The sequence below is a fragment of the Xenorhabdus taiwanensis genome, from assembly GCF_036512875.1.
GTDB lineage: Bacteria > Pseudomonadota > Gammaproteobacteria > Enterobacterales > Enterobacteriaceae > Xenorhabdus > Xenorhabdus taiwanensis.
The window spans coordinates 1,427,196-1,454,142 of record NZ_AP028978.1 but is presented as its reverse complement, the minus strand read 5'-3'; the positions used below and the strand labels follow the sequence as shown (position 1 = coordinate 1,454,142).

The window sequence follows — 26,947 nt, the reverse complement described above, 5'->3', positions numbered from 1 at the left end:
ATTACCCCTCTACGCTACTATCACTGCGACTGGTGATCACACGTTCATTTTCCTTCAACCCAGAGAGCACCTGGACATTCGCGTTATCAAAGGCACCTATTGTGATTTTACGTTTTTCTGCTTTGCCATTATGCAAAACACTCACTTCATATTGCGTAGAAAGTACATGCTGAGTTGAAGACGTATATTGGTGAGAAGCTATTTCCAAAGCTGAAATTGGGATCATCAATACATTATGCAAAGTCTGAAGCGCTATTTTTACTTGCGCAGTCATCTGCAAACGTAAAATATGTTCGGGATTAGGTACTTCAAAGCGGGCATAGTAGAAAATAGCATTATTCTCAACTTGTGGTGTTGGCAGGATATCTTTCAGGACGCTGTGAAATTGCCTTCCTGGCGCTCCTAAGATGGTAAATGAGACTTTCTGTCCAGGCTCTAAATTGATAACATCGGCCTCCGATACTTCTGCATTAACAATCATGGTATCAAGATTTGCGAGTGTCAGAATGGTCGGTGCTTGCTGTGCAGCAATCACGGTTTGTCCCTGGAATGTTTTAATATCTGTCACAATACCCTCGATTGGGGCAGTAATTCTGGTATATTGCAAATTCGTTTTTGCCGTATCAAGCTTGGCTTTATTTTGCTTAAGTTGCGCCACCAAGTCGTCAATTCTGGCGGACTTAGACTGCATATCTGTTATGCTGGAGTCCAATTCTTGCCGGGAAATTAAATGTAATTTAAACAAATGACTAAGGCGATTTACTTTGAGCTGTGCAAGTTTTAGTTCAGCCTGCGCTCCACGGAGATTAGCCTCCAGTGATTTTGCTGTTTCCTGAATTTCAGCCACAGTGTTTTTTGCTGTCTGTGGGTCAATCAATGCCAATAATTGACCTTGCTTAACCTTATCCCCCAATTTCACATAGAGATTTTTCAACTGACCGCTAACCTGAGCCCCTACGTCAACTTTACTGACCGCATCCAATTTACCCACCGCCAGGACACTTCTTTCGAAATTTCCCTTTATCACTGCACTCGTCTGATATGTGACAGGCTTCGGCAGATAGAAGAAATGGAACCACACAGAAGCAATAGCTATGAGAACAAGCCCAACTCCAATCCAGCGATACTTGGCAAAAAGAAGTTTCATCAACAAATACCTACCATTAAAATATGCAATCTAATGACTTCACCTGAACTTTACTGTATAAGACATAAACAAATCCTATCAACGGGATATTTCTGATATGTATTCTTTAAAAAAACAAAATAGGTAGTCAAAATTACGTTCAATTGACTTTTCCTCTCGCCAGCCAAAACAGATTTAGAAGAACGTTGTATTGCTTATTTTGGCATCTCCCGAAACATTTGCCATTTTTCATTATTTATAAATAAAAACAAAAATATAAAACAAACCCTCTCATATCCAGTATAGGTAAAGCAGTTAATCGATTCCTATTGGTATCGCAGATTTGTTCCGCTAAACTTCTGTCCGTGATGGCCGCATACTTTTTACCAGATCATCTTGTAGCGCGACTGAGTCAACCTGTTTAGCCTCGGGGATTTGCGAGACTTTTTAGCGACAATAAGCAGAGCCTTAAGTCTTTTTAAGACCCAACGTGTATTATGCTTGCAGTCCATATGAGATTTAATATACAGCGCCTTATTATTTATACGCAGAACGGACTGCACCAAACTGAGCGATTAAAAAACCAGCTTATAAAATGACAGGGTATTAGTAAAGATGGGTGACTGCTCCCCGCTCTATCGGGCGAGGGTTTACGGCGGATTTTTCTAAAAGGCTGGTTTTATTCCATGCATTTTCACCAATCAAAATCGTATTCTCGTCAAGTATCGATGGTAATCAGTTTATCTCACTAAAACCGGAAATTTCTACACATCCCAGAAACATATATTCCTCCTTTTTCATACCGGATTTACTTAATTTTATTTATAACATCCGTTCTATTAGAGATTAAAAAATGCGTTGAGTTTCAGTATATTTCCCTTTATCCTGCTTGTTATTTTAGTGTGATTTTTTTGTTTCTGTATGTTTGCTGGCTTTTGTGCCTAATTTTCGTTATTAAGATTAGATAAAAATACATTTTTTATTGGATAAGGACGTGGATCATGTATTCAGGATTAATCATTATTCTCCTGCCTTTGGCTCTGGGCTACCTTATTCATCTGAATAATAAATCGATGCTAACCCTCGTGCATCAGCTACTCAATGTCATGATCTATATCATTCTCATTCTGATGGGTATCAGCCTTGCTATGCTGGAAAACCTGGGCAGTGACTTACTTTCTATCTTGTTGTATGCAATAACATTTTTCCTGTGCACCTTTATAATTAATATGCTAGCGCTTTTCCTCCTGGATAAACGAAATCCGTGGATTATTAATGCACATAAACAGGAACCCCCCCCTTCCCGATTACATATGGCTCTGGATTCCGTCAAATTATGTGGTGCATTAGTATTGGGGTTTCTTATTGGATTAACAGACTGGTCAGGGTTTGATTTTTCTAGCCGAGCCAGCAAAGTTGCCTTAATTTTTTTACTCTTTCTAGTTGGGATTCAACTGCGCAATAACGGTATGAGCCTGAAGCAAACCCTGCTGAATCGCCGTGGTACGATTATTGCCATAGTGGTTGCCATAAGTTCCCTGCTCGGTGGCGTACTGGCTGCATTTTTGTTGGGATTACCGACCAAAACTGGTCTTGCCATTGCATCAGGATACGGTTGGTATTCCCTTTCCGGCATTTTAATTTCCGACGCTTACGGGCCTGTGCTTGGTAGCACCGCATTTTTTAATGACTTAGCTCGTGAATTGGCATCCATCATACTTATTCCCATGCTAATAAATCGCTACCGTTCAACCGCATTGGGTTTAACAGGAGCAGCTTCAATTGACTTTACCTTACCGATCTTACAACGCTGTGGTGGTGTCAGTATCGTACCAGCAGCCATCGTTCATGGTTTTATATTGAGTTTATTAACCCCTTTATTTATCGCATTGTTTACCCGGTAAATTGTTTACGCAATAAAAACCATCCTGATTTAGTACACAAAAAGAGCGAAAAAGATCTAGAAAATGCCAGCAAATTGATTAGTTAACTAACCAATTCGATTAAAATGACAATTTTATGCATATATCATTGCATAGTTATGCTCATGAGATTAATATCGACCAGTCAATTAACTATTCATATTTTTCGCATGAGCATTCAATTAAAAAACATAAATTGTTTCTATGGCTCACACCAGGCTCTGTTCGATATCAATTTTGAATGTACATCGGGAGAAACTGTGGTGTTACTAGGGCCTAGTGGGGCTGGAAAGAGTTCTTTGTTGCGTGTCTTGAATTTACTGGAGCTGCCTCGTTCCGGGTTACTCAATGTGGCAACGCACCAATTTGATTTCACACAGCAACCTAACCACAAAGAAATTCTCGCATTGCGCCAAAAAGTTGGCATGGTTTTCCAACAATACAATTTGTGGCCACACTTAACCGTGATAGATAATTTGATTGAAGCACCTTGCCGAGTATTGAAGCAGTCTAAACAACAAGCACGGGAAAAAGCAGCCAAACTCCTTTCCCGACTTCGTTTGGGCGAATTTGCCAACCGTTTTCCATTGCACCTTTCCGGTGGACAACAACAACGGGTTGCCATTGCACGTGCATTAATGATGGAACCTCAGGTTCTATTGTTTGATGAACCCACTGCTGCACTCGATCCTGAAATCACCTCTCAAGTCATTGACATTATTAAAGAGCTGGCAGAAACCGGTATCACTCAGGTTATAGTGACTCATGAAGTGGAATTTGCTCGCAAAACAGCAAGCCAGGTTGTATATATGGAACAAGGACACATTCTTGAAAAAGGTGATGCAACTCATTTTATGCATCCTCAGACAGAAGCCTTTGCTCACTATTTATCACACTGAGATTTATCACACTGAAATACCATACTGGTTCTATAAAATCGAGAAATTTCAATCTACTACCTTCCCGTAAGGTAGCCGATTGAAAGATGAAACAGATATATCGGTAGTTGATTACAAAACAAATATCAAGGCAGTTATCAACCATAAAGTTCATAAACAACAGGATATTGCTATGAAGAAATTATTGTTTGCAGCCTTATTGAGTGTAGTGACCCTATCAGCAACCGCAGCAGAGAAAGCAACGCTCCGTTTTGCGACAGAAGCAACCTACCCTCCATTTGAATTTATTGATACAAATAACCAGATTCAAGGATTCGACGTCGATTTGGCGAATGCCATATGCGCAAAGCTCAACGCAGAATGTACATTCACCAACCAGGCTTTCGATAGCCTGATCCCCAGCTTAAAATTCCGTCGTGTTGATGTTTTAATGGCGGGTATCGACATCACACCGGATCGGAAAAAACAAGTTGATTTCACCCGACCCTACTATGATAACTCTGCCATTTTCGTTGCTATCAAAGGGAAGTTTGCTCAAGTTGCCGAACTCAAAGGTAAACAAGTCGGTACCCAGAACGGTACTACACACCAGAAGTATTTGATGGAGCAACATCAAGAACTGAAAACCGTACCTTATGACAGCTACCAAAATGCAATCCTTGATTTAAAAAATGGTCGGATTGATGCGTTGTTTGGTGATACTGCTGTCGTCAATGAATGGCTAAAAAAGAATAAAGAATTAAGCACAGTTGGCGATAAGGTGACAGATAAAAACTATTTTGGTATCGGTTTAGGTATTGCAGTTCGCAAAGGTAATACTGAGTTGCTGGATAAACTGAACAAAGCATTAGCGGAAGTTAAACAAGACGGTACTTACGATACCATCTACAAAAAATGGTTTAAAAAATAAACTCAAGTCTAATGAATGAACTTCACACTTTAATCAATGCCGCCGGAGTCACCGTCGGCCTCGCTATTTCCTCGCTTGTCGTCGGTTTAGCTCTGGCAATGTTTTTTGCTGCATGGGAATCCATTCGCTGGAAACCTATTGCTTTTTTAGGCTCCTGTTGGGTTACCTTGATCAGAGGATTGCCTGAAATTTTAGTTGTTTTATTCATCTATTTTGGCAGTTCCCAGCTTCTAATTACGCTGTCGGAAGGTTTTGATATCAATCTCATTATCTGGCACTTTAGAATACAGATGGAAATTGACGACTTTGATGTCAGTCCTTTTTTGTGCGGTGTTATTGCCCTGTCTCTGCTCTATTCTGCTTATGCTTCACAAACGCTGCGGGGAGCATTAAAAGCGGTTCCAATAGGGCAATGGGAAGCTGGCCAAGCTCTGGGGTTAAGCCAAAGCCGTATTTTTTTTCGCTTGATTATGCCTCAAATGTGGCGCCATGCCCTGCCAGGGCTTGGTAATCAATGGCTGGTTTTATTAAAAGACACAGCCCTGGTTTCTTTGATCAGCGTTAATGATCTGATGTTACAAACAAAAAGTATCGCAACCCGAACTCAGGAACCGTTCACATGGTATATGATTGTTGCTGTGATCTATCTGATAATTACCCTGATCAGCCAATTTATTCTCAAACAGCTTGAAATACGCGCCACTCATTTTGAACGGAGTACTTCATGATGTTTGAATATATCAAAGAAATTTTACCCGGCTTGCAAACCAGCCTCAGTTTGACTTTCTCAGCATTACTGGCTGCATTCATGTTATCCATTGTCTTGACCATGATTCTGACAATGAAACTGCCTGTACTTTCTCAATTGGTAAGAGGCTATATCACACTATTTACCGGAACCCCACTTCTCGTTCAGTTCTTCTTAATTTACTATGGGCCGGGGCAATTTCCATCGCTCAAAGAATACCCGTGGTTATGGCAACTGATATCGGAGCCGTGGCTATGTGCAATGGTTACACTTACGTTGAATAGTGCAGCCTACTCAACCCTGCTATTTTACGGGGCTGTCAAAGCAATTCCTGCCGGACAGTGGCAATCTTGCCAGGCTCTCGGTATGTCCAAAGCGCACTCTATGCGCATCTTGTTACCTTATGCCCTTAAGCGAGCACTCTCTTCCTATTCCAATGAAATTGTGCTGATTTTCAAGAGCACTTCACTAGCCAGTACCATTACCTTGTTAGACATCATGGGATATGGTCAGCTTCAATTTGGGCGTAGTTATGATGCAACGGTATTTATTGCCGCAGGTATTATTTACCTCTGCATAAATGGTCTTTTGACACTGTTGATGCGTATGATTGAACACCGAGCCTTATCATTTGAACAGCGCAATTAATCAGCATTCAATTATCTGATCTCCCTATTCCTGCCCGTGATAACTCATTGTTATCACGGGATAACCAAGATATAGGGTTATTAGTTTACATTAAGCACTAGCAGTGCCAATGTTTCATAATGTTCGGTATGAGGAAACATATCGAATAACTGTACTTTTTCTATTCGATATTGTTTAAGCATAGTGATATCTTTTGCCATCGTCTGAGCATTACAGCTCGAATAGAGAACAAATTTAGGTGCCATCCGGCTAAGGTATTCACATAGCTCTTTACCAATTCCTCTTCTAGGAGGGTTTACCAGTATTAACTCAGGTAGTTGTGATTTATCAAGGGCAAAATGAGTGGAATCCAATGCCTGAAAATCTACCTGCTCCAATCCCAGACTTTTGGCCGAACTTTTAGCACAACTAATTGCTTCAGCGCTGATCTCAATTCCTGTCAATCGGGTTTTTTTATCTGCACAATGCAAGCCAAAACCGCCTGCACCACAAAACAGATCCCACATACTGTTAATATTTAATTCCCTAACCCAACGCCCTGCTGTTGCATACAGCGCTGAAGCAATATCTGGATTTGTCTGGAAAAAACTACGCGGACGAATGTACAGCGGAATACCGTTAAAAGTTTCCTGTAACATCTTATGTTCGGTAAAAATGATTTCCTTCTCACCTTCCAGAATCGCCATATGGGTTGGCTGAATATTAGCGGAAATCACTGTTGCTTGTGGCAATCGTTCCTTCAGCCAGGGCAAAGACTGCTCTAATTGGGCCAGCTTTGTTTCTGAACGCAAGACAAAGCGCAGCATTATTTCGCCATTAGCGCGACTTTCCGTCAGAAGAATATACTTTAATTCCCCTTTCCGACGTTCAACGTTGTACGGAACCAAACCAGCTTTGGCGATAAATGTTTTTATGACTGCAAATATCGTCTGAAAGTATTTTGGATACAGCGGACAGTCACAAAGATCCACCGTTCTGCCATCACGATGCAACATACCAAGCAATGGACGTTCAACACTGCCACTGACGACCATCTTGGCTTTATTACGGAACTCACTTGTTTTGCTGGTTACTGGTGACAACCAATGTACTACTGATCCTTCCTGTAAAAGTTGTTTTAAATGTTGTTGTTTATCAGACAATTGCTGTGAATAGGACTTATAGAGCCACTGGCAAGAGTGACAATGCCCCGCGGTATACTGCGCACATTGCATCGTAAAAAAACCGTATCAAAAAAATATTTAGTGCAAAGTAAATGTTGATGTTTTCGTTGAAGTTAAGGACTCTTCATCTTCAACTTCAACCTCAACTTCCATCTCACTTTCTATATCATTATTGACATAGAGAAGATTATTGCTGTGAATTTCAAAAATCACATTCGCAATTTGCTCTTCACCCTGCTGCATAAAATTGGAGAATTGTCTGAAAGTCATTCCAGCAGCAATGGGAAAAGCCTGACAAACAATCAATTTAGGCAAGTTCTCATCCTGAACATCGATAAATGCCTTCACAGTAAGAGAACAAGCATTAATCTGACTCAAATTAGCAACCAATGGAATTATCGCCGTTGGCCTGACTTCGGCCAAAGCAGAAAGCAATACTACATCACCCAACAGATCGATCTTGGCATCAAATAAGCCATCAATATTTTGCATATGAGGCAAATGCAAAACTGTGCCTGAATCATTCTCAAAATAAGAGATCTTAAGCTGTTCAAGCCACGTGCGCAAAATTGACAAATCGGGAATAACCATAGAATCCATCGAATTAACCTCATATGACCGAGAAGTTACACATGCTACCTAAGGGAACTTCCCAGCAAGCAGCTGCATATACAATAATTAATCTATTTTGTTTTTTCATCATCAGTGACAATCTGATGGTTTTTATCTGCTTTCTTATGATCAATTCCCAAAAAGGAAAGATTATAGACTGCACGGCAGATAATATGGATAGCTGCTGGTATCAAGCAACCGATACCCAATAAAATCATAGCAATGTGTGCTTCTGTCGTCATTAGTAAAGGTGATAGAATTATGCTATCAGTTATTGACAAGTAAGCCAGAACCAACAGCCCCACGCCCAATATTTCCAATAATATGACTAATTTAGGCATATCAGCCAATGAGCGCATCTCTTTTGATGGGTTCATTTTCATTCTTTAACCTGTTCCAGCCTAAAAATAGAATTTCCATTACTCAATAGATTTCTGTTATTTGATAAGTCTATCATACCTGAATTCCGCTTATTGGCAGGACTAATTACAACAAAAGGCAATTCCTGCTTTTTTTTGTTAATACTTACAGGCATAGTAACTCCAGATGACATTCTATGAAGTTTATGATCATTACCACTAAGGAGTTTGTATGTACACTGTCATTTTTGGCCGCCCTGGTTGTCCCTACTGCGTTCGCGCCAAAGAACTCGCTGAAAAACTAAAAAAAGTGCGCGACGATTTTGATTATCGCTATGTCGATATCTGGGCTGAAAACATCACCAAAAACGACTTATCAAAAACGGTGGGCAAACCTGTTGAGACTGTTCCCCAGATCTTCATTGACGAGAAACATATCGGTGGCTGTACAGATTTTGAAGCTTATGCTAAAGACAATCTGGAACTGTACCAATAATCAAATCCAATAATTAGTTATAAAAACAGTCGTCAAAAAAAGCCGCTATCCAGCCAGAAACCGTCCCTCTACTGGATAGCGGGTGCCTTAACCATATTGCCCTTCGAAAAAATTCCACCTTCTTGAAAAAATTTCGCGATTTTTTCTCTAAGGATGAGAACTTTCACATCATAATGTAGTCTTAATTATTGCCACTGCTTTTCTTTGATGTCCCCATGTTGAGGAGCCCGATAGTCATCCACTTTGGTTAAAGACTATCGGGTTTTTTGTTAATCACGAGCGATTTGCAAGATAGCGGTTATCTTTCATTATTATTGCAATCCTTATATTATTTACTCATGCAACATCAACAAACATTCAATAAAATCATGAATCAGTGTAATTCGCTTTTTTATATGAAATTATTATTGTTAACAATGAGTTGATAAAATAAAATCACCCTGTTTACGTAAATATCTCGCTTGTGAGGCTGACTTTGCTAGAACAACTTAACCACAATTTGTTTACTTTTATCAATGCAACCCCAGATTCACCACCAGCAATGATCTCGCTTGCCATCTTTATAGCGAAATATTGCGTATTTATTTACCCTATCACATTGGTTATTTGCTGGCTTTGGGGGAAAGAAAGAGCTATCACATCTCAACGCATTGTTGTCAGTAAATCTTGCATTGCTTTCGTCTTTGGCATGGCGACCTCCTATATCATCGGGGTAGCCGTTCCACATGCCCGGCCATTTGTCGAAGGTTTTGGCTATAATTTTCTCTACCATGCTCCTACAGAATCTTTTCCCAGCAACCACGGTACAGCAGTCTTTACTTTTGCTCTGGCATTTATATTTTGGCACCGCATTTGGTCAGGTTTATCTCTGATGGTCATCGCCTGTGCCATTGCCTGGTCGCGTATCTATGTGGGCGTTCACTGGCCAATCGACATGATTGGGGCATTTTTAGTCAGCCTGTTGGGATGTGCTTTTTCTCAAATATTTTGGAGACAATACGGAGAGTATTTACATAGCAAACTTACCCGACTCTATCAATTTTGCTGTGCATTTTTTATCAAAAAAGGATGGGTAAAAAATTAATCAAATGTAAATATGCACTGGTCATATATCTCTATATGGCTGGTGTAACTGATATCCATAAAAAAAACATGGTATTATTTTGTTCAAGAAATTTTTTAACATTTATTCTACTCTTCATAGTGGCTTTAAATATCGGAATAAAATCCTTCGTTATATTTAACAATATATAGCTATAAAATGATTACTATTTCTTCATAAATACAGAGTTAAAGAACAAATTTCACACACAACAATTGACTACCCTTAAAACACTTATTAAAACATAATCAATACTAAACACTTTTTCATTTAAAAAGTGAACCCCATATACAATGAAGTATTTTTTCTTATTTATCATATTGTTAATAGAAATGCATTACAATATAGAAATATATCAAGATAAGAATATTGGCATTTACAATTCAATTTCAGGTTATTCAAACACCAAACAAGAAAAAATTATTAACATGTGAATATAATTAAGTAATAAACCAGATAAATATTAGAATTTAAAATAAAAATAATGATACATTCTTTAACAAAATTTGCATTTTATTTTACTTAATATTTAGTCAACATTTCCATGAATGTTTTTAACAATTTTCCTTTTCTATATAAATCTTGCAATTGCGAGAGTGATCACGGTACATTTCACTGAAAATAACTATATTTCCCCTACCAAAAGTCTGGGGTTAAGTTTTTTGGATGTAGTAATAAAAACGTTTAGATAAACACCAACGCAATATCTGACAACTTATTATTCATATAAAATCCAACTCGCACATTTAATTAATGTGCGGGTTTAGTAGTTTTTAAATTTTACTTTACCGCGTTATTTCGGAGATACTTATGGACACATCTCAAGCAGGTTCGATAGCATCCTCTGCTTCCAGCACAAGCAATCACACTACCTGGCGTAAATCAGACACAGTATGGATGCTGGGATTATATGGCACAGCGATTGGTGCCGGCGTTTTGTTTCTTCCCATCAATGCAGGTATTGGTGGTTTAATTCCACTCATTATCATGGCAATTCTTGCCCTTCCCATGACATTTTTTGCACATCGTGGAATGTGCCGTTTTGTTTTATCTGGTAAAAGCAGTGGTGATGATATCACCGGCGTGGTAGAAGAACATTTTGGTAAAGTTGCAGGCTTTCTGATCACTGTCCTCTATTTTTTTGCTATTTATCCTATTCTGCTCGTGTACAGTGTTGCTCTGACCAACACAGTAGAGAGCTTTCTTGTAAATCAGTTACAGATTGATGCTCCACCACGAGCATTGCTGGCATTGGTATTGCTTCTGGGTGTGATGAGCATCATCCGGTTCGGTGAGAAAGCCATCGTTAAGGCCATGAGTGTATTGGTATTCCCATTCGTCACCGTTTTGATGCTGTTGGCCTTGTACTTAATCCCTCATTGGAACACTACCATTTTTGATAGCCTGTCGCAGGACAGTGCCATGTCTGTTACAAGTAATAACGGCTTGCTATTTACCCTATGGCTGGCAATCCCTGTTATGGTTTTCTCTTTTAACCATTCCCCAATCATCTCAGCATTCGCAGTAGCAAAACGTGAAGAATATGGTGAGCACGCAGAGAAAAAATGTTCACGCATTCTGGCCTATGCTCATATCATGATGGTACTGACAGTCATGTTCTTTGTTTTCAGTTGCGTACTAAGCTTGTCACCGGAAAATTTGGCAGAAGCCAAAGCACAGAACATCACTATTCTGTCCTACCTGGCTAACCACTTCCGTGTACCAACTATTGAGTATATTGCGCCATTTATCGCTTTTATTGCTATAACCAAGTCTTTCCTCGGTCACTATCTGGGTGCCCGCGAAGGCTTTAACGGTATTGTGAACAAAGCGATGATGAACACGCGTGGCAAGACTGTTCGGCATAAAACGCTGAATCGTATCACTAGCCTCTTTATGCTGGTCAGTGCCTGGCTCGTCGCGACACTTAACCCAAGCATCCTGAACATCATTGAATCACTGGGTGGGCCAGTTATTGCGATGATCCTGTTTATCATGCCAATGTATGCAATTAAAAAAGTTCCAGCTATGCGCAAATATGCAGGGAAACCAAGCAATATTTTTGTCATTGTGACTGGTTCAATTGCTATTTCAGCAGCGATTTACTCCGTCATGTAATCAAAATCCATGAGCTGCTTTCTTCGTTGGCAGCACTTCAAAGAATGCCAGTCATCAAAAGATCGACTGGCGTTTTTTTCATCTAGATATTAACCGAAGATCGAATTAAACCAGCCACTGACTGTTTTTATAACGAAATCCCACATACGTCCAAAGAAACCGCTTTCTTCCACCGCTTCTTTAACAACCAGCGGGCGCTGGTCAATAATCTTATCATTCAGCAGAAAGTTCACCGTACCTACCACTTGGTTCTGAGCTAATGGTGCCTCAAGCGAGGTATTATCCAGAATAAAGCTCGCTTTCAAATTCCCTGCTTGCCCACGGGGAACTACCACGGAAGCATCTTTCTCCACTCCCAACGCAACTTCTGGACGAGTCCCGTACCATACTTTCTCCGTCACCAAAGTATTACTGGCCTTCAACGGTGTCGCCGATTCATAAAAACGAAATCCCCATGACAAAAGTTTTTCACTGTCAGAAAAACGTACGCGATCACTAGGCGCACCCAATACCACTGAAATCAAACGCATTGGCCCTTCAGTTGCCGATGCAACAAGATTATAGCCAGCGCCACTGGTGTGTCCGGTTTTGATACCATCCACATTCATGTTTTTATTCCACAATAGACGATTGCGATTAGGTTGACGGATATTGTTAAAAGTGAACACTTTTTCTTTATTCAGGACGTATTCTTCTGGCACATCACGGATCATAGCCTGACTCAAAAGCGCCATATCATGGGCAGTACTATATTGCCCTGTTGCATCCAGACCATGCACTGTCTTGAAATGCGTGTTCGTCAATTTTAGTGTTTCTGAATACTTATTCATCAAATCAACGAAAGCATCCTGACTGCCTGCAACATAATCTGCAAGTGCAATACTGGCGTCATTACCGGATTGGATAACAACACCGCGGTTCAGATCAATCACCTTAACCCTGTCACCCGGTTTCAAAAACATTAGCGAAGATCCCTTAAGTATTGGATTTCCTGTAGCCCAGGCATCTTTGCCAACCGTTACCATATCTTCTGTGGAAATTTTCCCTGACTTGATCGCCTGCCCTACAACATAGCTGGTCATTATCTTCGTCAAGCTGGCAGGATCTAACCGCTCATCCGCGTTATTTGAGGCCAGGATTTTTCCACTGGAATAATCTATCAACACATAGGCTTTTGCATCAATGTCAGGGGCGGCGGGTTGTTCTATTGCATATACATTGATACTCGCCAACCAGAAAACACTTAGGCCAAAGGTAAAAGATTTAATTATCGGTATCTGCTGTCTTTTTTTCATCATCGCTCGCCCTTTTTCTCTGCTAAAACCCTATTAATATAGGATGTTATGAAAGAAGACTCCAACCCAATAACGTAAAGATTTTTCTGTTATTCAACGGGTTTTATTGTCATATTATCAATTTCTAAAAATATACTGATATTAAGGAGAAAATAAATAATGTTGACAATTTGGGGCCGTAAAAATTCATCAAACGTGAAAAAAGTGCTTTGGTGTCTGGAAGAGCTAAATGTGCCATATCAACAAATGGATGTTGGTGGCAAATTTGGCAAACTCAACGATCCTGAATACCTGCGTATGAATCCCAATGCAGTTATTCCTTGTTTACAAGAAGACGATTTTATCTTATGGGAATCCAATGCAATTGTTCGTTACATTGCAGCAAAATATGGCAAAGACAGCCTTTACCCTGCCGATCTTCAAGAAAGAGCCAGTGTTGAAAAATGGATGGATTGGGTTGGTTGCAACTTCTTCCCTCCAATTAAACAATTTATGATCAACTTTGTCAGAACACCGGCAGATCAACGTGACCCTGAAATTATCGGCCAATTGTTAGCAGAAATTGAGAAATGGCTGAGAATTATCGATGATACTCTGAGTCATCAGCAATACCTTTCCGGCGACAAATTTGGCATGGCTGACATTGCTCTAGCTCCGCTGGCTTACTTATGGTTAAACGTAGAAATAGAGCGCCCATCCCTACCAAACTTAGAGCGCTGGTATCAATTGCTGACCGAAAGACCTGCTTTCAGAAAGATTGTTATGATAGAAATAAGCTGAGGTTTTAATTGGTGTTTCATTAACTCATTGGCATTCTGCCGGGATCTGGGAACTGATACTCAAACTCTAGTTCCCGACAGATGCGACTACCATCAACGATTTTCTCTACCTTACTTTCGATTTCTGCACTTTCTGACTGTAAAAATTCTGGCGGCGTCAGATCGAGCTGGCGACTGGCTGACTGATAAAACGCTGCTCTTTTCGGGTGTATTGGTGCACACAAATTAAAAAGATGTCCACCTTCCGGTTGTTGAATAAGAAGCTTAATAGCAGAAATGGCATCGTCTTGATGTACCAAATTGACCGCACTTTCTCCTCCGCTGAGTGCCTTCTTTCCAGCGAGAAAACGCCCTGCATGACGCCCATTGCCTACCAATCCGGCCAGACGTAAGATATCGACCGATGTATTAGGTAATTGATGCAACCAATTTTCCAACTCAACCAGTGCCTTGGCTGACTCAGTTTCGGGAGACACGGACTCATCTTCATTGAGATAACCAACAGATGAACCATAAACTGAAGTAGAACTGGTAAAAATAATCCGTGGAACCGAATACGAAAGTGCAGTATCAACAACCAGTTGTACTGCTTTTACATATTCCTTCCCTCCGCCAGCAAGACCACTAACAGGCAATGTCAAAACCAGCACATCAACAGACATCAGTTGATCAAGATCATCCGCATCGCAAACAATCTGAGGCTCCAAATTTAGTTGGTAACAATCTACTCCACACATACAAGCCGCCTCAACACCATCTGGTGTTGTTTTACTACCAACTACCTGCATCCCCTCGCTTTGTAGTGCTTGTGCCAATGGCATTCCTAACCACCCTAATCCAATAATGGAAACTTTTCTCACTCTGCCCTCCCAAAAGCGATGCCATTATGATTCCTAGGCCATTATATAACCATGGCTAACATTACTCATATATTTGTTTAATAGCAATAAAACACATTTTACTTTAAAAACAATATTTTATTGAAATATAAACATCTTCTTTAAAATAAAGTTTGCTTTTTATACACAAGATAGTATAGGTTAAACAACAAGCAACCAATCCTTAGTCACAAACATAACGTTACGTACAGCCATTATTCAGTACTGCATATTTTTGTATAAAACTTTTTGTAAAAAACAACATTGTAGAAAAATAGAGAACTCGTATATATGAACCGTATTCAATTTAACCACCACCATCACCATCATCCTGACTAGTCTTTCAGGCTGCGGTGTGCTGGAAGACATTTAACCCGTCTTCCGGTGGAATGAATACGATAAAAAAACCCTCGGAAGATCTTCCGAGGGTTTTTTTATGTCTGATTTTTAGGAATTAATTACTGACTAAATCTTGAGATAGGACAAAACATAACATGCTAGATAAAACACGCTTACGTATAGCCATTCAAAAATCAGGCCGTTTGAGTGATGACTCCAGAACTTTGCTGGCGAGTTGCGGCATCAAAATTAACTTACAGCAACAACGCCTGATCGCATTCGCTGAAAATATGCCTATCGACATTCTGCGTGTCCGCGATGATGATATTCCGGGCCTGGTAATGGATGGGGTTGTCGATCTAGGTATTATTGGGGAAAACGTACTTGAAGAAGAGTTACTGACTCGCCAGGCACAAGGCGAGGATTCTCGCTATCTGACATTGCGCCGCCTCGATTTTGGCGATTGCCGGCTTTCCCTGGCAACACCTTTTGATTTCGATTATACCGGTGTGAAATGCTTGCAAGATGCCCGTATCGCAACCTCTTACCCACACTTATTGAAACGTTATTTAGACCAAAAAGGCATTTATTTCAAACCTTGTCTTCTCAATGGTTCAGTCGAAGTTGCCCCCCGTGCAGGGCTTGCAGACGCAATCTGTGATTTAGTTTCCACCGGTGCCACGTTGGAAGCCAATGGCTTGCGGGAAGTAGAAGTTATTTATCGCTCAAAAGCCTGTTTGATCCAGCGTGATGGAGAAATGCCAGAAGCCAAACAGCAGCTTATTGACAAATTGATGCTCCGCATCCAAGGCGTCATTCAGGCACGAGAATCCAAATACATCATGCTGCATGCTCCTGGCGACAAATTGGAAGAGATTATATCCCTACTGCCAGGCGCAGAACGTCCCACTATCTTACCACTGGCAGGAGCACAAAATCGTGTAGCCATGCATATGGTCAGTAGTGAAACCCTTTTTTGGGAAACGATGGAGAAACTTAAGGCATTAGGTGCCAGTTCTATTTTGGTTCTGCCAATTGAAAAAATGATGGAGTAACCTTGATGAACACTAATTTTAAAACCATCATTCGCTGGCAATCATGTACGCCAGAACAACAAAAAATATTGCTGACCCGTCCGGCTATTGCCGCATCCGACGATATTTCCGGCACAGTTAAACAGATTCTGGCAACAGTAAAAACACGGGGCGACCAGGCATTACAAGAGTTCAGCCAACGCTTTGACAAAACAACTGTTGAAACCATCCAAATCTCAGCCAATGAGGTGAATGCAGCCACCGCTCGCCTGACTCCAGAAATCAAGCAGGCTATGCAACAGGCTATGAACAATATCCGTCGATTCCACGAAGCACAAAAACCAGCAGAAGTTGACATCGAAACACTACCAGGGGTTCGCTGCCAACAAGTTACGCGCCCAATAGATTCAGTTGGACTCTATATTCCCGGCGGCTCTGCTCCCCTGCCCTCAACGGTATTGATGTTAGGTACACCCGCTAACATTGCAGGCTGCCGTAAAGTTATCCTCTGTTCCCCTCCGCCTATTACCGATGAAATACTCTATGCTGCGCAACTATGTGGGATCAGCGAAATATTTCAAATCGGAGGTGCTCAGGCGATTGCCGCAATGGCATTCGGAACGGAATCCGTTCCTAAAGTAGACAAAATTTTTGGTCCCGGAAATGCATGGGTAACAGAAGCCAAACGTCAGGTCAGCCAACAGATTGACGGCGCCGCGATCGATATGCCCGCAGGCCCGTCCGAAGTATTAGTTATCGCTGACAGCGGAGCCAATCCTGTATTTACGGCAGCAGACCTGCTGTCACAAGCAGAACACGGTCCCGATTCCCAAGTGATACTGCTAACCCCCGATGAAAATTTAGCTAAAAAGGTTATCCATGAAATTGAAACCCAACTTATGGCCTTGCCACGTCAGCAGATCGCAATCCAGGCTTTGCAAGCCAGCCGGATAATCATTGCTAAAAATCTCGACCAGTGCGTGACAATCAGCAATCAATATGGTCCAGAACACTTGATCATTCAAACTCGTCAGCCTGAGCAATTACTTGAGCAGATTACCAGCGCCGGTTCTATTTTTCTTGGTGACTGGTCACCTGAATCCGCCGGTGACTACGCTTCCGGCACCAATCACGTTCTGCCTACTTACGGCTATACTTCAACCTATTCCAGCCTCGGTCTGGCTGATTTCCTGAAAAGAATGACCGTCCAGCGGCTCACTCCACAAGGATTACAAAAACTCGCCCCCACTATCGAAACACTGGCACAGGCCGAACAACTTATTGCGCACAAAAATGCGGTTACATTACGTATGGCTGCTTTGAATGGAACAATCATGAATACGGTTTTTGATATCAATTCATTGGCAAGAGAAAACGTTCGCAAATTAGTCCCTTATATGTCTGCCCGCCGTCTGGGTGGTCGTGGTGATATTTGGTTAAATGCGAATGAATATCCTATCGCACCCGATTTCCAACTCACCGAAAATACACTCAATCGCTATCCTGAATGCCAACCAGCAACCGTCATCCAACGTTACGCCGATTATGCTGGCCTGCAACCGGAGCAAGTTCTTGTCAGCCGTGGAGCAGATGAATCTATCGAACTGCTGATCCGCGTTTTTTGCGAGCCAGGGCGCGATGCTGTCCTGTTCTGCCCACCAACCTATGGCATGTACAGCGTTAGTGCCGAAACCTTCGGTGTAGAGCAGAAAAAAATTCCTGCCAGCGCCGACTGGCAACCTGATATTGCCGCTATCAAAAATAATCTGGATCGCGTCAAGCTGATCTATATCTGTAGTCCCAACAATCCAACAGGCAACCTGATTGATCCTGAAATATTACATCAGATCCTTGAGTTAGCCCGTAACCGTGCCATCGTTGCTATTGACGAGGCCTACATCGAATTTTGCCCACAACACACAACTACCCATGCTACCACCCGTTGGCTACAAGACTATCCTCACTTAGTTATTTTGCGAACCCTTTCGAAAGCTTTTGCTTTGGCTGGATTACGTTGTGGATTTACGCTGGCCTCTGCCGATATCATCGCACTGATGCTAAAAGTGATTGCCCCTTATCCACTGGCGACGCCTGTTGCAGATATCGCTGCACAAGCATTAACCGAAGCAGGCATTGCAACAATGAGAAATCGTGTGGCAGAAATCACCAACAATCGGGATTATCTCCAGCAAGCTCTCAGTAACTTGGCGTTGGTTGAAAACGTGTTTCCAAGCGAAACCAATTATATTTTGGTGAAATTTACTAATGCAGAACTTGTATTCAAAACGCTATGGGAACAAGGGATCATCTTACGTGATCAGCGTAAACAATCAGGATTAGCGAATTGCCTGCGCATTACCGTCGGCAACCGGAATGAATGTGAACAGTTGGTTCGTGCCATTAGTGCACTTTCCAACCAACCTCAACAAATCAAGGAAACTGAAAACCCATGAGCCAGAAAATGCTTTTTATTGACCGTGATGGAACATTGATCACCGAACCACTCAGTGATTATCAAGTTGATCACCTTGATAAATTGGCTTTTGAAGCCGGTGTGATCCCTGCCTTACTAGCTCTGCAAAAAGCCGATTATAAGTTAGTGATGATCACGAATCAGGACGGGTTAGGTACGGTCAGTTTTCCGCAAGCAGATTTTGAGCCCCCCCATGCCTTGATGATGCAAATTTTCACCTCACAAGGTATCCATTTTGAAGAGGTGCTAATTTGCCCACACAAACCAGAAGATAATTGTCACTGCCGTAAACCCAAACTTGGGTTGGTACAAAAATATCTGGCAGACAATGTTATCGATACTGACAACAGTTATGTCATCGGTGATCGGGATACCGATCTGCAATTAGCCCAAAACATGGGGATCAAGGGTATTCGCTACCAGCCCGCATCACTGGGATGGTCGGTCATTTGTGAACAATTGATCGGCAAAAAATTGCCCCATAAAAATCGTCATGCTCATGTCGAACGAAAAACCAAAGAAACTACTATCGATATTGAAATTTGGCTGGATCGTGAAGGAGAAAGCCGTATCAATACGGGCGTTGGTTTTTTCGACCATATGCTGGATCAAATCGCAACTCATGGCGGCTTCCGCATGAATATCCAGGTCAAAGGTGATCTCTATATTGACGATCATCATACGGTTGAAGATACCGGCCTTGCACTAGGAGACGCTTTAAAGCAGGCATTGGGGGATAAACGCGGCATTGCCAGATTTGGTTTTATGCTGCCAATGGATGAATGCCTTGCTCGCTGTGCTCTGGATATTTCTGGTCGTCCACATCTTGAATATAAAGCTGAATTTAAACACCAGCGGGTTGGAGATTTGAGTACAGAAATGATCGAACATTTTTTCCGTTCTCTCTCTTACACCATGGGATGCACCCTGCACCTAAAAACCAAAGGCAAGAACGATCACCATCGGGCAGAAAGCCTGTTTAAAGTCTTTGGCCGAACTTTGCGCCAAGCTATTCGCGTAGAAGGCGATACTTTGCCCAGTTCCAAAGGTGTTTTATAGGAGAGGCGATAAAGGAGGCCATGATGAACGTTGTTATTCTAGATACAGGCTGCGCTAACCTCGCTTCTGTTACCTATGCCATCCGTCGCTTAGGTTATGAGCCAACAGTAAGTTTAGACGCGGATATTATTCAAGCAGCCGATAAACTATTTCTACCGGGAGTCGGTACGGCGACTGCCGCGATGAAACAACTTGAACAACGACAATTAATTCCCTTGATTAATTCTCTTACCCAACCCGTATTAGGCATCTGTCTCGGCATGCAATTGCTGGCTGGTGTCAGTGAGGAAGGAGATAACATTTCTCTATTGCAGCTTATTGACGCACCTGTCAAAAAAATGATGACCGCAGATTTGCCATTGCCACATATGGGTTGGAATCAAGTGCAAGCGCAGACAGGTAATCCACTGTTCCGCCATATTACAGATAACTCCCGTTTCTATTTTGTTCACAGTTATGCCCTGCCTGTCGGTGAATATACGATTGCCCAAACTGAATATGGCAATACATTTAGTAGCGCCATTGCAAAAAACAATTTCTTTGGAGTGCAATTCCATCCTGAACGCTCAGGGGCAGCAGGCGCACAGCTACTAAAAAACTTTTTGGAGATGTAATCACATGATCATACCTGCATTAGATTTAATCGATGGCAATGTGGTGCGGTTGCATCAGGGAGATTATGACCAACGTCGGGATTATGGCAACTCTCCACTCTCTCACTTACAGCAATATGAACAGGAAGGCGCTAAGTTACTGCATTTAGTCGATCTGACTGGTGCAAAAGATCCGGCCAAACGCCAAGTTGTCCTCTTAAAAGCGCTACTGGCAGGTGTTACTGTGCCCGTTCAAGTTGGCGGCGGAATTCGTTCAGAAGCAGATATAAAAACCCTGCTTGAAGCAGGCGCAAGTCGAGTTGTCATTGGTTCCACTGCCATTACACAGCCCGAATTAGTCAAACAATGGCTGCAAAATTACGGGGCAGAGGCAATTGTGCTGGCACTGGATGTCCGCATCAATGCAGATGGAATAAAACAAGTCGCTATTAGTGGTTGGCAAGAAAACAGCAACACTACCCTTGAGTATGTTATTGAACAGTATCTCCCTGTTGGGCTAAAACATGTTTTATGTACCGATATTTCCCGTGATGGCACATTAAGCGGCTCTAATATTGTGCTCTATCAGGAAATCAGCCAACAATATCCGCAAATCCAATTTCAGGCTTCTGGTGGCATTGGTAGTCTCACCGATATCTCTCCCCTGCCTGCTTCTGGTGTGACAGGTGTCATTGTCGGACGCGCATTACTGGAAGGAAAATTTACCCTGACGGAGGCTATCCAATGTTGGCAAAACGCATAATTCCATGCCTGGATGTCCGTGATGGACAAGTCGTCAAAGGCGTACAATTCCGTAACCATGAAATTATTGGTGATATTGTTCCTCTCGCACAGCGTTATGCTCAGGAGGGGGCTGACGAGTTAGTCTTTTACGATATTACCGCTTCCTCCGATGGCCGCATGGTCGATAAAAGCTGGGTGGCAAAGGTCGCAGAAGTTATCGACATTCCTTTCTGCGTAGCCGGTGGTATTAAAACCGTCGAAGAAGCGGGACAAATTTTAACATTCGGTGCAGATAAAATTTCTATCAATTCCCCAGCCTTGGCTGATCCAGGTTTAATTAGCCGTCTGGCTGATCGCTACGGTGTGCAATGTGTCGTCGTAGGTATTGATACATGGTTTGATGCGAACGCTAACAGTTATCAGGTTTACCAATTTACCGGAGATGAAAAACGCACAGCCGCAACACGCTGGCAAACATTGGATTGGATCAAAGAAGTCCAACTGCGTGGTGCGGGTGAAATCGTCCTGAATATGATGAACCAGGATGGTGTCCGTAATGGTTATGATCTTACCCAACTGAAATTAGTGCGTGATGTCTGTTCTGTGCCATTAATTGCGTCTGGAGGAGCTGGAGCACCGAAACATTTCCTCGATGCTTTTCAATTGGCACATGTTGATGGAGCTTTGGCTGCCTCAGTTTTTCACAAGCAGATCATTAACATCAGTGAACTTAAACAATATCTTGCAACACAGGGTATCGAGGTTAGAACATGTTGACAGCACAACAATTAACAACCCAAGAAATTGAGAAATTGGATTGGCAAAAAGTGGATAATCTGATACCCGTCATCGTCCAACATGCCACCTCAGGAACCGTGTTAATGATGGGTTACATGAATCAGGAGGCACTGAATGTTACGCTCAATTCTGGCAAAGTAACTTTTTTTTCCCGCACTAAACAGCGATTATGGACAAAAGGTGAAAGCTCTGGCCACTTTCTGAATCTGGTCGATATCTATCCCGACTGTGACAACGATACCCTGCTAGCTTTAGTCGATCCTATTGGCCCCACCTGTCATACAGGCAGTGAAAGCTGTTTTGCTCCTGCACAAACTGAATGGGGTTTTCTCTATGAATTGGAACAATTATTGGCAAGCCGAAAAAATGCCTCGCCAGACAGTTCCTATACGGCTCGTTTATATGCCAGCGGAACAAAACGCATCGCCCAAAAAGTGGGTGAAGAAGGCGTCGAGACCGCATTAGCAGCGACAGTCAATGATAGGGAAGAGTTGACTAACGAAGCCGCAGATTTGCTCTATCATTTGCTGGTTTTACTCCAGGATCAAAAGCTCGACCTCAGTAGTATCATCCGTCAATTGCGGCAACGACATTCAACCAAAGAGTAATTTTCGATGCAGGAATAATGGCCTAAAAAATAACAGCCACTTCGCCAGGCTATATGTACGAAGTGGCTTCCCACTGTCCTATTAGATAACCTTTTATATCTGAGACAGGATGTCACAATAATAATGTGGCTATTCAAACTCTGTTATCCAAAACACCTAAGCAAATTGTAAATCCATTGTTAGTGATAATTAGAGCACGCTATTTAGCAACCACAACCACTTGGTGCGTTTATGGGAACCTCAACTGAGACAACAGAGTTGCTTGAAGCTGTTCCACAATTAAAAATTCCATAATGCGTATGGACTTCACCAATCACACTAAATAAGTTATGGTATCGACTTTTACAAATGATATCTGCCGTATTCCGACATATCGGCACCACTTTCCCTGTTTCAAATACATGTTCTTGATCAAACATAAAGCGAATAGGGGCATCAGGGAGATTACCTTTGTATATAGCCACTTGACCATAATCTTCACAACTATCTTCTAGGTCAATGTTAAATAACCTGAGAGTCATTGAATACAGTCTTGCACCACGCAGCTTTTCTTCAATAGCGTTGTTGCGAATAGCCTTTAGATTGCTTGCAACAATTCGTATATCCCGAAAACCTGCATCACGCGCTATTCGCATAAAATCGCCATAATACAATACATCACCAATACATTCTCCAATCAGCAATGGATCATTTTTCAACTCTTGGGAGAGTCTGCGATCAGAGAAAATATCAGCAAAATAAATTTCTCCACCAGGTTTGAGCAACCGGACCATGCCCTGAAGCACATCAGATTTTGCAGCAGCTAAGTTAATGACACAATTGGAGACTATGACATCGACACTATTCTGCGGTAAATTGAGTAGATCCAAGGATTCAATATTACCATGTATAAAATGTACATTACTTTCTTTATAGTCATAAGCTTCTCGGTGATATTCGATGTAACTCTTGGCAAATTCAATTTGCTTAAGAGTCGTATCTACACCGATAACTTTCCCTTCTGGCCCTACCAACTTAGATAAAATGAAGCAATCTCTCCCGCTACCACAACCTAAATCCAACACGGTTGATCCAGCCAGTAAAGGAGGAAAAGGAGTACCACAGCCATAAAAACGCTGCTGCACATCTGGGTGGATTGCCTTTAATATAGCTTTGATCTCATCAGAAGGTGGTTCATCTACAGTACAAACATTAGTTACTAGGTCTTCCTTGCTCGAAAGCGTTGTACCGTAGTAATTTTGTACATTTTCAATTCGCTGAAACAATTGTTGTTCTTTGGTTTTCATCATTCTATTCCTATAACCTCTAATAAAACTCAACCTTAGTCCTAAATAACTCCAATAATGATCGACCTAATACGTTTATTTGGTGAACATTCAGAAAAATAGTAAAGCCACGTAACCTGCTATCATTGCCATCGCAAGAATAACAGCGACAAAAGCCGCCAAAAGTTTAAATGTGAATAGGGAGCGTAACAAAATTAGCTCGGTCAAGCTGGCGCCAGCACCACCGATAATTAACGCCAGAATCGCTCCGGCACTGACCCCTTTCGTCATCAAAGCTGCTGAAAGCGGTATCAAAGTTTCGACGCGAAGATACAAGGGTATTCCAATGACAGCAGCAACGGGAATAGCAAGTGGGTTATCCGAACCAGCATGTTTTTCAAGCAGACTATTTGGAACATAGCCATAAATCACACTGCCTATTGCTATACCGATGAATAAATAAGGTAGTACGTTCTTAAAATCTGCCCAAGCTTCCTGCCACAGACCGCTATACTTACTTTTTGGATAAACTGCTTTAGTGGTTTGGCTATCGCAGCAACCTGTAGATTGCGTGATCATCTGGGTCGCAGAGCAACAGGGAGCTGCCATTGATTCACAACTGTTTGCTATCACTGGCTTAACGTCACAACTACTCCCAGAAACTCCGCAACCGGATATCTCTTCGTGGCGTACATAACGTTCAAACCCCAATATTTGTAGCAACCATCCGGCACCCAATGAGACCAAAAAAGCAGATAGTACGTAAATAGTTGTTAGCGTCAGACCAAAAGTAGCAACAAACAATACAACGATGATGGGGTTCAATAGTGGGGAAGAAAATAAAAATACCATCATTGGACCAAAACCCGCTTTGGCACGAATTAGCCCTTTCAACATAGGAATAGTCGAACAACTACAGAAAGGAGTGATAGATCCGAGGGCAGCAGCCAGAAAATACCCCCTTTTCCGGTTAGCACTCAATAACGCTTCTACCCTGGATGGAGGTATATGCCGCTGGAGAATACCAACCAACAAACTGATACCAATAAACAAAGCTGATAACTCTATGGCGAGGAAAACAAACATGTTTAGAGCTTCTTGCAATTGAGAAGACATACCAGATCTTTATATATCTATATTTCTAGTAATATGGAATAATTAAGGATGATAGATTGCCATTGCAATTCCTGTCAAGTATATTTCTAGAAACATAGAATTTTGGATTCAGAGATGCGTATGAAACACGAAGAAGTCGCAGCAAGTCTGGCGGAACTAGGGAATAGTCACCGATTAGCCATATTTCGCTTTTTAGTCAAGGCTGGTCATCAAGGAGCCTTGGTCGGGGAAATTCAGAAAGCTTTGGATATTCCTCCTTCAACACTGTCACATCATCTTAACCGTATGGTGAAGGTTGGACTAATCCGTCAAGAGAAACACAGCCGTACTATTGTATGTATACCTGATTATCAGCACTTGGGAAATCTGATCAATTTCTTGCAAGAAGAATGTTGCGTAGGGATTTAACTCGCACACTTCACCGAACAATCATATGGATTATGTAAAACATAATGGTGATAGTAGAAGACGATATTTTCATCCGGTATATGGAATAAAGCCACAGTAGGCCCGAAAGGAAGAACATGACATTTCATTAATATATTTTAACCCACTGACAAATCCCGTAGAAAATAATAAGGTTTGTCAGTGGATCATAATGTGACCAGAACATTCAGTGCTTAAAAACCACTACTCAGTGAATCACATTGCTGCCTTAAAGATAGCAACGATTTCCTCATGTGATGCCTGAATGGGATTGGTGAAACCACAGGCATCTTTCAACGCATTGGTTGCTAATATTAGCAAATCTTCCTCTTTTACATTCAGCTCAGACAAACCTGACGGAATATTCACATCTTTTGCCAATGCACTGATTGCATGGATACAAGCCTCAGCACCTTGCGTATCATTTAAAGCACCAACTTCAACGCCCATAGCTGCCGCAATATCTCTCAGACGAGCAGCAGAAACTTTTGCATTGAATCTTTGTACATGTGGCAATAAAACCGCATTGCAGACACCGTGTGGCAAATCATAAAACCCACCTAACTGATGTGCCATAGCATGGACATATCCCAAAGAGACATTATTAAATGCCATGCCAGCCAGGAACTGGGCATAAGCCATATTCTCACGCGCTTCCATATCATTGCCATCTTCAACTGCACGGCGCAAATAATTGCTAATCATTGTCACCGCTTTCAAGGCGCAAGCATCAGTAATGGGGTTTGCCGCCGTAGAGACATAAGCCTCAATGGCATGAGTCAATGCATCCATTCCTGTTGCGGCTGTCAATCCTTTTGGCATCCCTGCCATCAGTGCAGAATCATTGACTGACAAAATAGGCGTTACATTTTTATCCACAATGGCCATTTTGATATGACGTTCAACATCCGTAATAATACAGAAGCGTGTCATTTCAGAAGCTGTTCCCGCAGTGGTATTGATGGCAATCAAAGGTAACTGTGGTTTAGCTGAACGATCGACGCCTTCATAATCACGAATATCTCCGCCATTAGCGGCCACCAGCGCGATACCTTTTGCACAGTCATGTGGTGAACCACCACCTAAAGAGATCACACAATCACAGTTATGCTGGCGCAGAATTTTCAAACCTTCCCCAACATTAATCGTAGTTGGATTTGGATTTGTTCCATCATAAATTGCACTTTTTATCCCAACATCTGCCAGCAAAGCCTGAACTTTTCCAACAACACCAATCTCGTTTAACACGCGGTCAGTGACAATCAAAGCCTGTCTGTAGCCATAATGTTTCATTAATTCGACGGCTTCAGTCATGCATCCCATACCGATTTTATTCACTGGTGGGATAAAGAAAGTTGATGCTGCCATTTGAAACTCCTTAAGTTTTACTGAAGTATTCCAAATCTTAGTGTAAAAAACTGGAATTACAATGTGACA

General features: G+C 41.8%; 28 protein-coding genes, 2 pseudogenes and 1 other annotated feature. Of the genes and pseudogenes, 19 read left to right on the top strand and 11 right to left on the bottom strand.

The window, feature by feature from the left end; translation table 11 throughout:
• Position 1 precedes the first annotated feature (1 nt).
• Positions 2-1,147 carry a macrolide transporter subunit MacA gene (macA, locus tag ACE1SE_RS06580; RefSeq protein WP_374053153.1) on the bottom strand — a complete coding sequence of 382 codons (1,146 nt, stop codon included), beginning with the start codon at positions 1,145-1,147 and terminating at the stop codon, positions 2-4.
• Between the two features lie 642 nt (positions 1,148-1,789).
• Positions 1,790-1,909, bottom strand: a pseudogene (locus ACE1SE_RS06575) (DUF2813 domain-containing protein); the annotation flags it as partial.
• 218 nt (positions 1,910-2,127) lie between these two features.
• Here ACE1SE_RS06575 and ACE1SE_RS06570 point away from each other — a divergent pair.
• The 5 genes from ACE1SE_RS06570 (at position 2,128) to artM (ending at position 6,253) form a co-directional block, all read left to right on the top strand.
• Positions 2,128-3,030 (top strand): LysO family transporter, encoded by a 903-nt coding sequence (locus tag ACE1SE_RS06570; protein ID WP_374053152.1) that lies wholly within the window; start codon positions 2,128-2,130, stop codon positions 3,028-3,030.
• Positions 3,031-3,218: 188 nt separating this feature from the next.
• A complete protein-coding gene (gene artP, locus ACE1SE_RS06565; RefSeq protein WP_374053151.1) occupies positions 3,219-3,947 on the top strand; it encodes an arginine ABC transporter ATP-binding protein ArtP in 729 nt (242 codons plus the stop codon).
• Positions 3,948-4,119: 172 nt separating this feature from the next.
• A complete protein-coding gene (gene artJ / locus ACE1SE_RS06560; RefSeq protein ID WP_374053613.1) occupies positions 4,120-4,857 on the top strand; it encodes an arginine ABC transporter substrate-binding protein in 738 nt (245 codons plus the stop codon).
• A gap of 11 nt (positions 4,858-4,868) precedes the next feature.
• Positions 4,869-5,585 (top strand): arginine ABC transporter permease ArtQ, encoded by a 717-nt coding sequence (gene artQ, locus ACE1SE_RS06555; RefSeq protein ID WP_374053150.1) that lies wholly within the window; start codon positions 4,869-4,871, stop codon positions 5,583-5,585.
• Complete coding sequence (gene artM / locus ACE1SE_RS06550; protein ID WP_374053612.1) at positions 5,585-6,253, top strand: arginine ABC transporter permease ArtM; 669 nt, start codon at positions 5,585-5,587, stop codon at positions 6,251-6,253. Before artQ ends, artM begins: the two co-directional genes overlap by 1 nt.
• A gap of 80 nt (positions 6,254-6,333) precedes the next feature.
• On the opposite strand, the gene rlmC is transcribed toward artM, so the two are convergent.
• The 4 genes from rlmC to ACE1SE_RS06530 form a co-directional block, all read right to left on the bottom strand.
• Positions 6,334-7,467 carry a 23S rRNA (uracil(747)-C(5))-methyltransferase RlmC gene (gene rlmC / locus ACE1SE_RS06545; RefSeq protein WP_374053149.1) on the bottom strand — a complete coding sequence of 378 codons (1,134 nt, stop codon included), beginning with the start codon at positions 7,465-7,467 and terminating at the stop codon, positions 6,334-6,336.
• A gap of 27 nt (positions 7,468-7,494) precedes the next feature.
• Positions 7,495-8,016, bottom strand: coding sequence for a type III secretion system chaperone family protein (locus tag ACE1SE_RS06540; RefSeq protein WP_374053148.1), 522 nt, complete (start codon positions 8,014-8,016; stop codon positions 7,495-7,497).
• A gap of 83 nt (positions 8,017-8,099) precedes the next feature.
• Positions 8,100-8,411 (bottom strand): YbjC family protein, encoded by a 312-nt coding sequence (locus ACE1SE_RS06535; RefSeq protein WP_374053147.1) that lies wholly within the window; start codon positions 8,409-8,411, stop codon positions 8,100-8,102.
• Positions 8,408-8,563: a hypothetical protein gene (locus tag ACE1SE_RS06530; RefSeq protein WP_374053146.1), complete on the bottom strand. Its 156-nt coding sequence runs from the start codon at positions 8,561-8,563 to the stop codon at positions 8,408-8,410. Before ACE1SE_RS06530 ends, ACE1SE_RS06535 begins: the two co-directional genes overlap by 4 nt.
• A 56-nt stretch (positions 8,564-8,619) precedes the next feature.
• Between ACE1SE_RS06530 and ACE1SE_RS06525 the strand changes: the two genes are divergently transcribed.
• The 3 genes from ACE1SE_RS06525 to ACE1SE_RS06515 all read left to right on the top strand — a co-directional run bounded on the left by ACE1SE_RS06525 (position 8,620) and on the right by ACE1SE_RS06515 (position 12,103).
• On the top strand, positions 8,620-8,883 hold the full coding sequence (locus tag ACE1SE_RS06525; protein ID WP_047767481.1) for a GrxA family glutaredoxin: 264 nt from the start codon (positions 8,620-8,622) through the stop codon (positions 8,881-8,883).
• Positions 8,884-9,358: 475 nt separating this feature from the next.
• Positions 9,359-9,967, top strand: a complete 609-nt coding sequence (gene ybjG / locus ACE1SE_RS06520) for an undecaprenyl-diphosphate phosphatase (RefSeq protein WP_374053145.1) — start codon at positions 9,359-9,361, stop codon at positions 9,965-9,967.
• An 828-nt stretch (positions 9,968-10,795) separates the two neighbouring features.
• Positions 10,796-12,103, top strand: coding sequence for an HAAAP family serine/threonine permease (locus ACE1SE_RS06515; protein WP_374053144.1), 1,308 nt, complete (start codon positions 10,796-10,798; stop codon positions 12,101-12,103).
• A gap of 89 nt (positions 12,104-12,192) precedes the next feature.
• On the opposite strand, the gene ACE1SE_RS06510 is transcribed toward ACE1SE_RS06515, so the two are convergent.
• The gene (locus tag ACE1SE_RS06510) at positions 12,193-13,401 is read right to left on the bottom strand and encodes a serine hydrolase (RefSeq protein ID WP_374053143.1); all 1,209 of its coding nucleotides are present in this window, start codon (positions 13,399-13,401) and stop codon (positions 12,193-12,195) included.
• Positions 13,402-13,557: 156 nt separating this feature from the next.
• Here ACE1SE_RS06510 and ACE1SE_RS06505 point away from each other — a divergent pair, with 156 nt between their 5' ends.
• Positions 13,558-14,178 carry a glutathione S-transferase family protein gene (locus ACE1SE_RS06505; RefSeq protein WP_374053142.1) on the top strand — a complete coding sequence of 207 codons (621 nt, stop codon included), beginning with the start codon at positions 13,558-13,560 and terminating at the stop codon, positions 14,176-14,178.
• Between the two features lie 19 nt (positions 14,179-14,197).
• Here ACE1SE_RS06505 and ACE1SE_RS06500 read toward each other — a convergent pair whose 3' ends face one another.
• Entirely contained in the window at positions 14,198-15,037 is an 840-nt protein-coding gene (locus tag ACE1SE_RS06500; RefSeq protein ID WP_374053141.1) for an SDR family oxidoreductase, read from the bottom strand.
• Positions 15,038-15,346: 309 nt separating this feature from the next.
• Here ACE1SE_RS06500 and hisL point away from each other — a divergent pair, with 309 nt between their 5' ends.
• The 9 genes and pseudogenes from hisL (at position 15,347) to hisIE (ending at position 22,703) form a co-directional block, all read left to right on the top strand.
• Positions 15,347-15,394 (top strand): his operon leader peptide, encoded by a 48-nt coding sequence (gene hisL / locus ACE1SE_RS06495; protein WP_113967449.1) that lies wholly within the window; start codon positions 15,347-15,349, stop codon positions 15,392-15,394.
• Positions 15,370-15,493 (top strand) — a sequence feature (His leader region). It overlaps the preceding gene by 25 nt.
• Before the next feature lie 56 nt (positions 15,494-15,549).
• Positions 15,550-16,449: an ATP phosphoribosyltransferase gene (gene hisG / locus ACE1SE_RS06490; RefSeq protein WP_374053140.1), complete on the top strand. Its 900-nt coding sequence runs from the start codon at positions 15,550-15,552 to the stop codon at positions 16,447-16,449.
• Positions 16,450-16,451: 2 nt separating this feature from the next.
• Positions 16,452-17,762: pseudogene (gene hisD, locus ACE1SE_RS06485) on the top strand (histidinol dehydrogenase); the annotation flags it as partial.
• Positions 17,739-18,881 (top strand): histidinol-phosphate transaminase, encoded by a 1,143-nt coding sequence (gene hisC / locus ACE1SE_RS06480; protein ID WP_374053611.1) that lies wholly within the window; start codon positions 17,739-17,741, stop codon positions 18,879-18,881. The pseudogene hisD and the gene hisC, both read left to right, overlap by 24 nt.
• Positions 18,878-19,960 (top strand): bifunctional histidinol-phosphatase/imidazoleglycerol-phosphate dehydratase HisB, encoded by a 1,083-nt coding sequence (hisB, locus tag ACE1SE_RS06475; RefSeq protein ID WP_374053139.1) that lies wholly within the window; start codon positions 18,878-18,880, stop codon positions 19,958-19,960. The genes hisC and hisB overlap by 4 nt, the downstream gene beginning before the upstream one ends.
• Positions 19,961-19,983: 23 nt before the next feature.
• On the top strand, positions 19,984-20,574 hold the full coding sequence (hisH, locus tag ACE1SE_RS06470; protein WP_374053610.1) for an imidazole glycerol phosphate synthase subunit HisH: 591 nt from the start codon (positions 19,984-19,986) through the stop codon (positions 20,572-20,574).
• Positions 20,575-20,578: 4 nt separating this feature from the next.
• Entirely contained in the window at positions 20,579-21,316 is a 738-nt protein-coding gene (gene hisA / locus ACE1SE_RS06465; protein WP_374053138.1) for a 1-(5-phosphoribosyl)-5-[(5-phosphoribosylamino)methylideneamino]imidazole-4-carboxamide isomerase, read from the top strand.
• On the top strand, positions 21,298-22,074 hold the full coding sequence (gene hisF / locus ACE1SE_RS06460) for an imidazole glycerol phosphate synthase subunit HisF (protein WP_374053137.1): 777 nt from the start codon (positions 21,298-21,300) through the stop codon (positions 22,072-22,074). The genes hisA and hisF overlap by 19 nt, the downstream gene beginning before the upstream one ends.
• Positions 22,068-22,703 (top strand): bifunctional phosphoribosyl-AMP cyclohydrolase/phosphoribosyl-ATP diphosphatase HisIE, encoded by a 636-nt coding sequence (gene hisIE / locus ACE1SE_RS06455; protein ID WP_374053136.1) that lies wholly within the window; start codon positions 22,068-22,070, stop codon positions 22,701-22,703. The genes hisF and hisIE overlap by 7 nt, the downstream gene beginning before the upstream one ends.
• 203 nt (positions 22,704-22,906) lie before the next feature.
• Here the strand turns inward: hisIE and ACE1SE_RS06450 are convergent, their stop codons facing one another.
• Both ACE1SE_RS06450 and ACE1SE_RS06445 read right to left on the bottom strand, forming a co-directional pair.
• The gene (locus tag ACE1SE_RS06450) at positions 22,907-23,992 is read right to left on the bottom strand and encodes a methyltransferase domain-containing protein (protein ID WP_374053135.1); all 1,086 of its coding nucleotides are present in this window, start codon (positions 23,990-23,992) and stop codon (positions 22,907-22,909) included.
• 87 nt (positions 23,993-24,079) lie between these two features.
• A complete protein-coding gene (locus ACE1SE_RS06445; RefSeq protein WP_374053134.1) occupies positions 24,080-25,084 on the bottom strand; it encodes a permease in 1,005 nt (334 codons plus the stop codon).
• Between the two features lie 114 nt (positions 25,085-25,198).
• Between ACE1SE_RS06445 and ACE1SE_RS06440 the strand changes: the two genes are divergently transcribed.
• Complete coding sequence (locus ACE1SE_RS06440; protein WP_445082112.1) at positions 25,199-25,492, top strand: ArsR/SmtB family transcription factor; 294 nt, start codon at positions 25,199-25,201, stop codon at positions 25,490-25,492.
• Positions 25,493-25,726: 234 nt separating this feature from the next.
• Here the strand turns inward: ACE1SE_RS06440 and yiaY are convergent, their stop codons facing one another.
• Entirely contained in the window at positions 25,727-26,878 is a 1,152-nt protein-coding gene (yiaY, locus tag ACE1SE_RS06435) for an L-threonine dehydrogenase (RefSeq protein WP_374053133.1), read from the bottom strand.
• Positions 26,879-26,947: the final 69 nt, after the last annotated feature.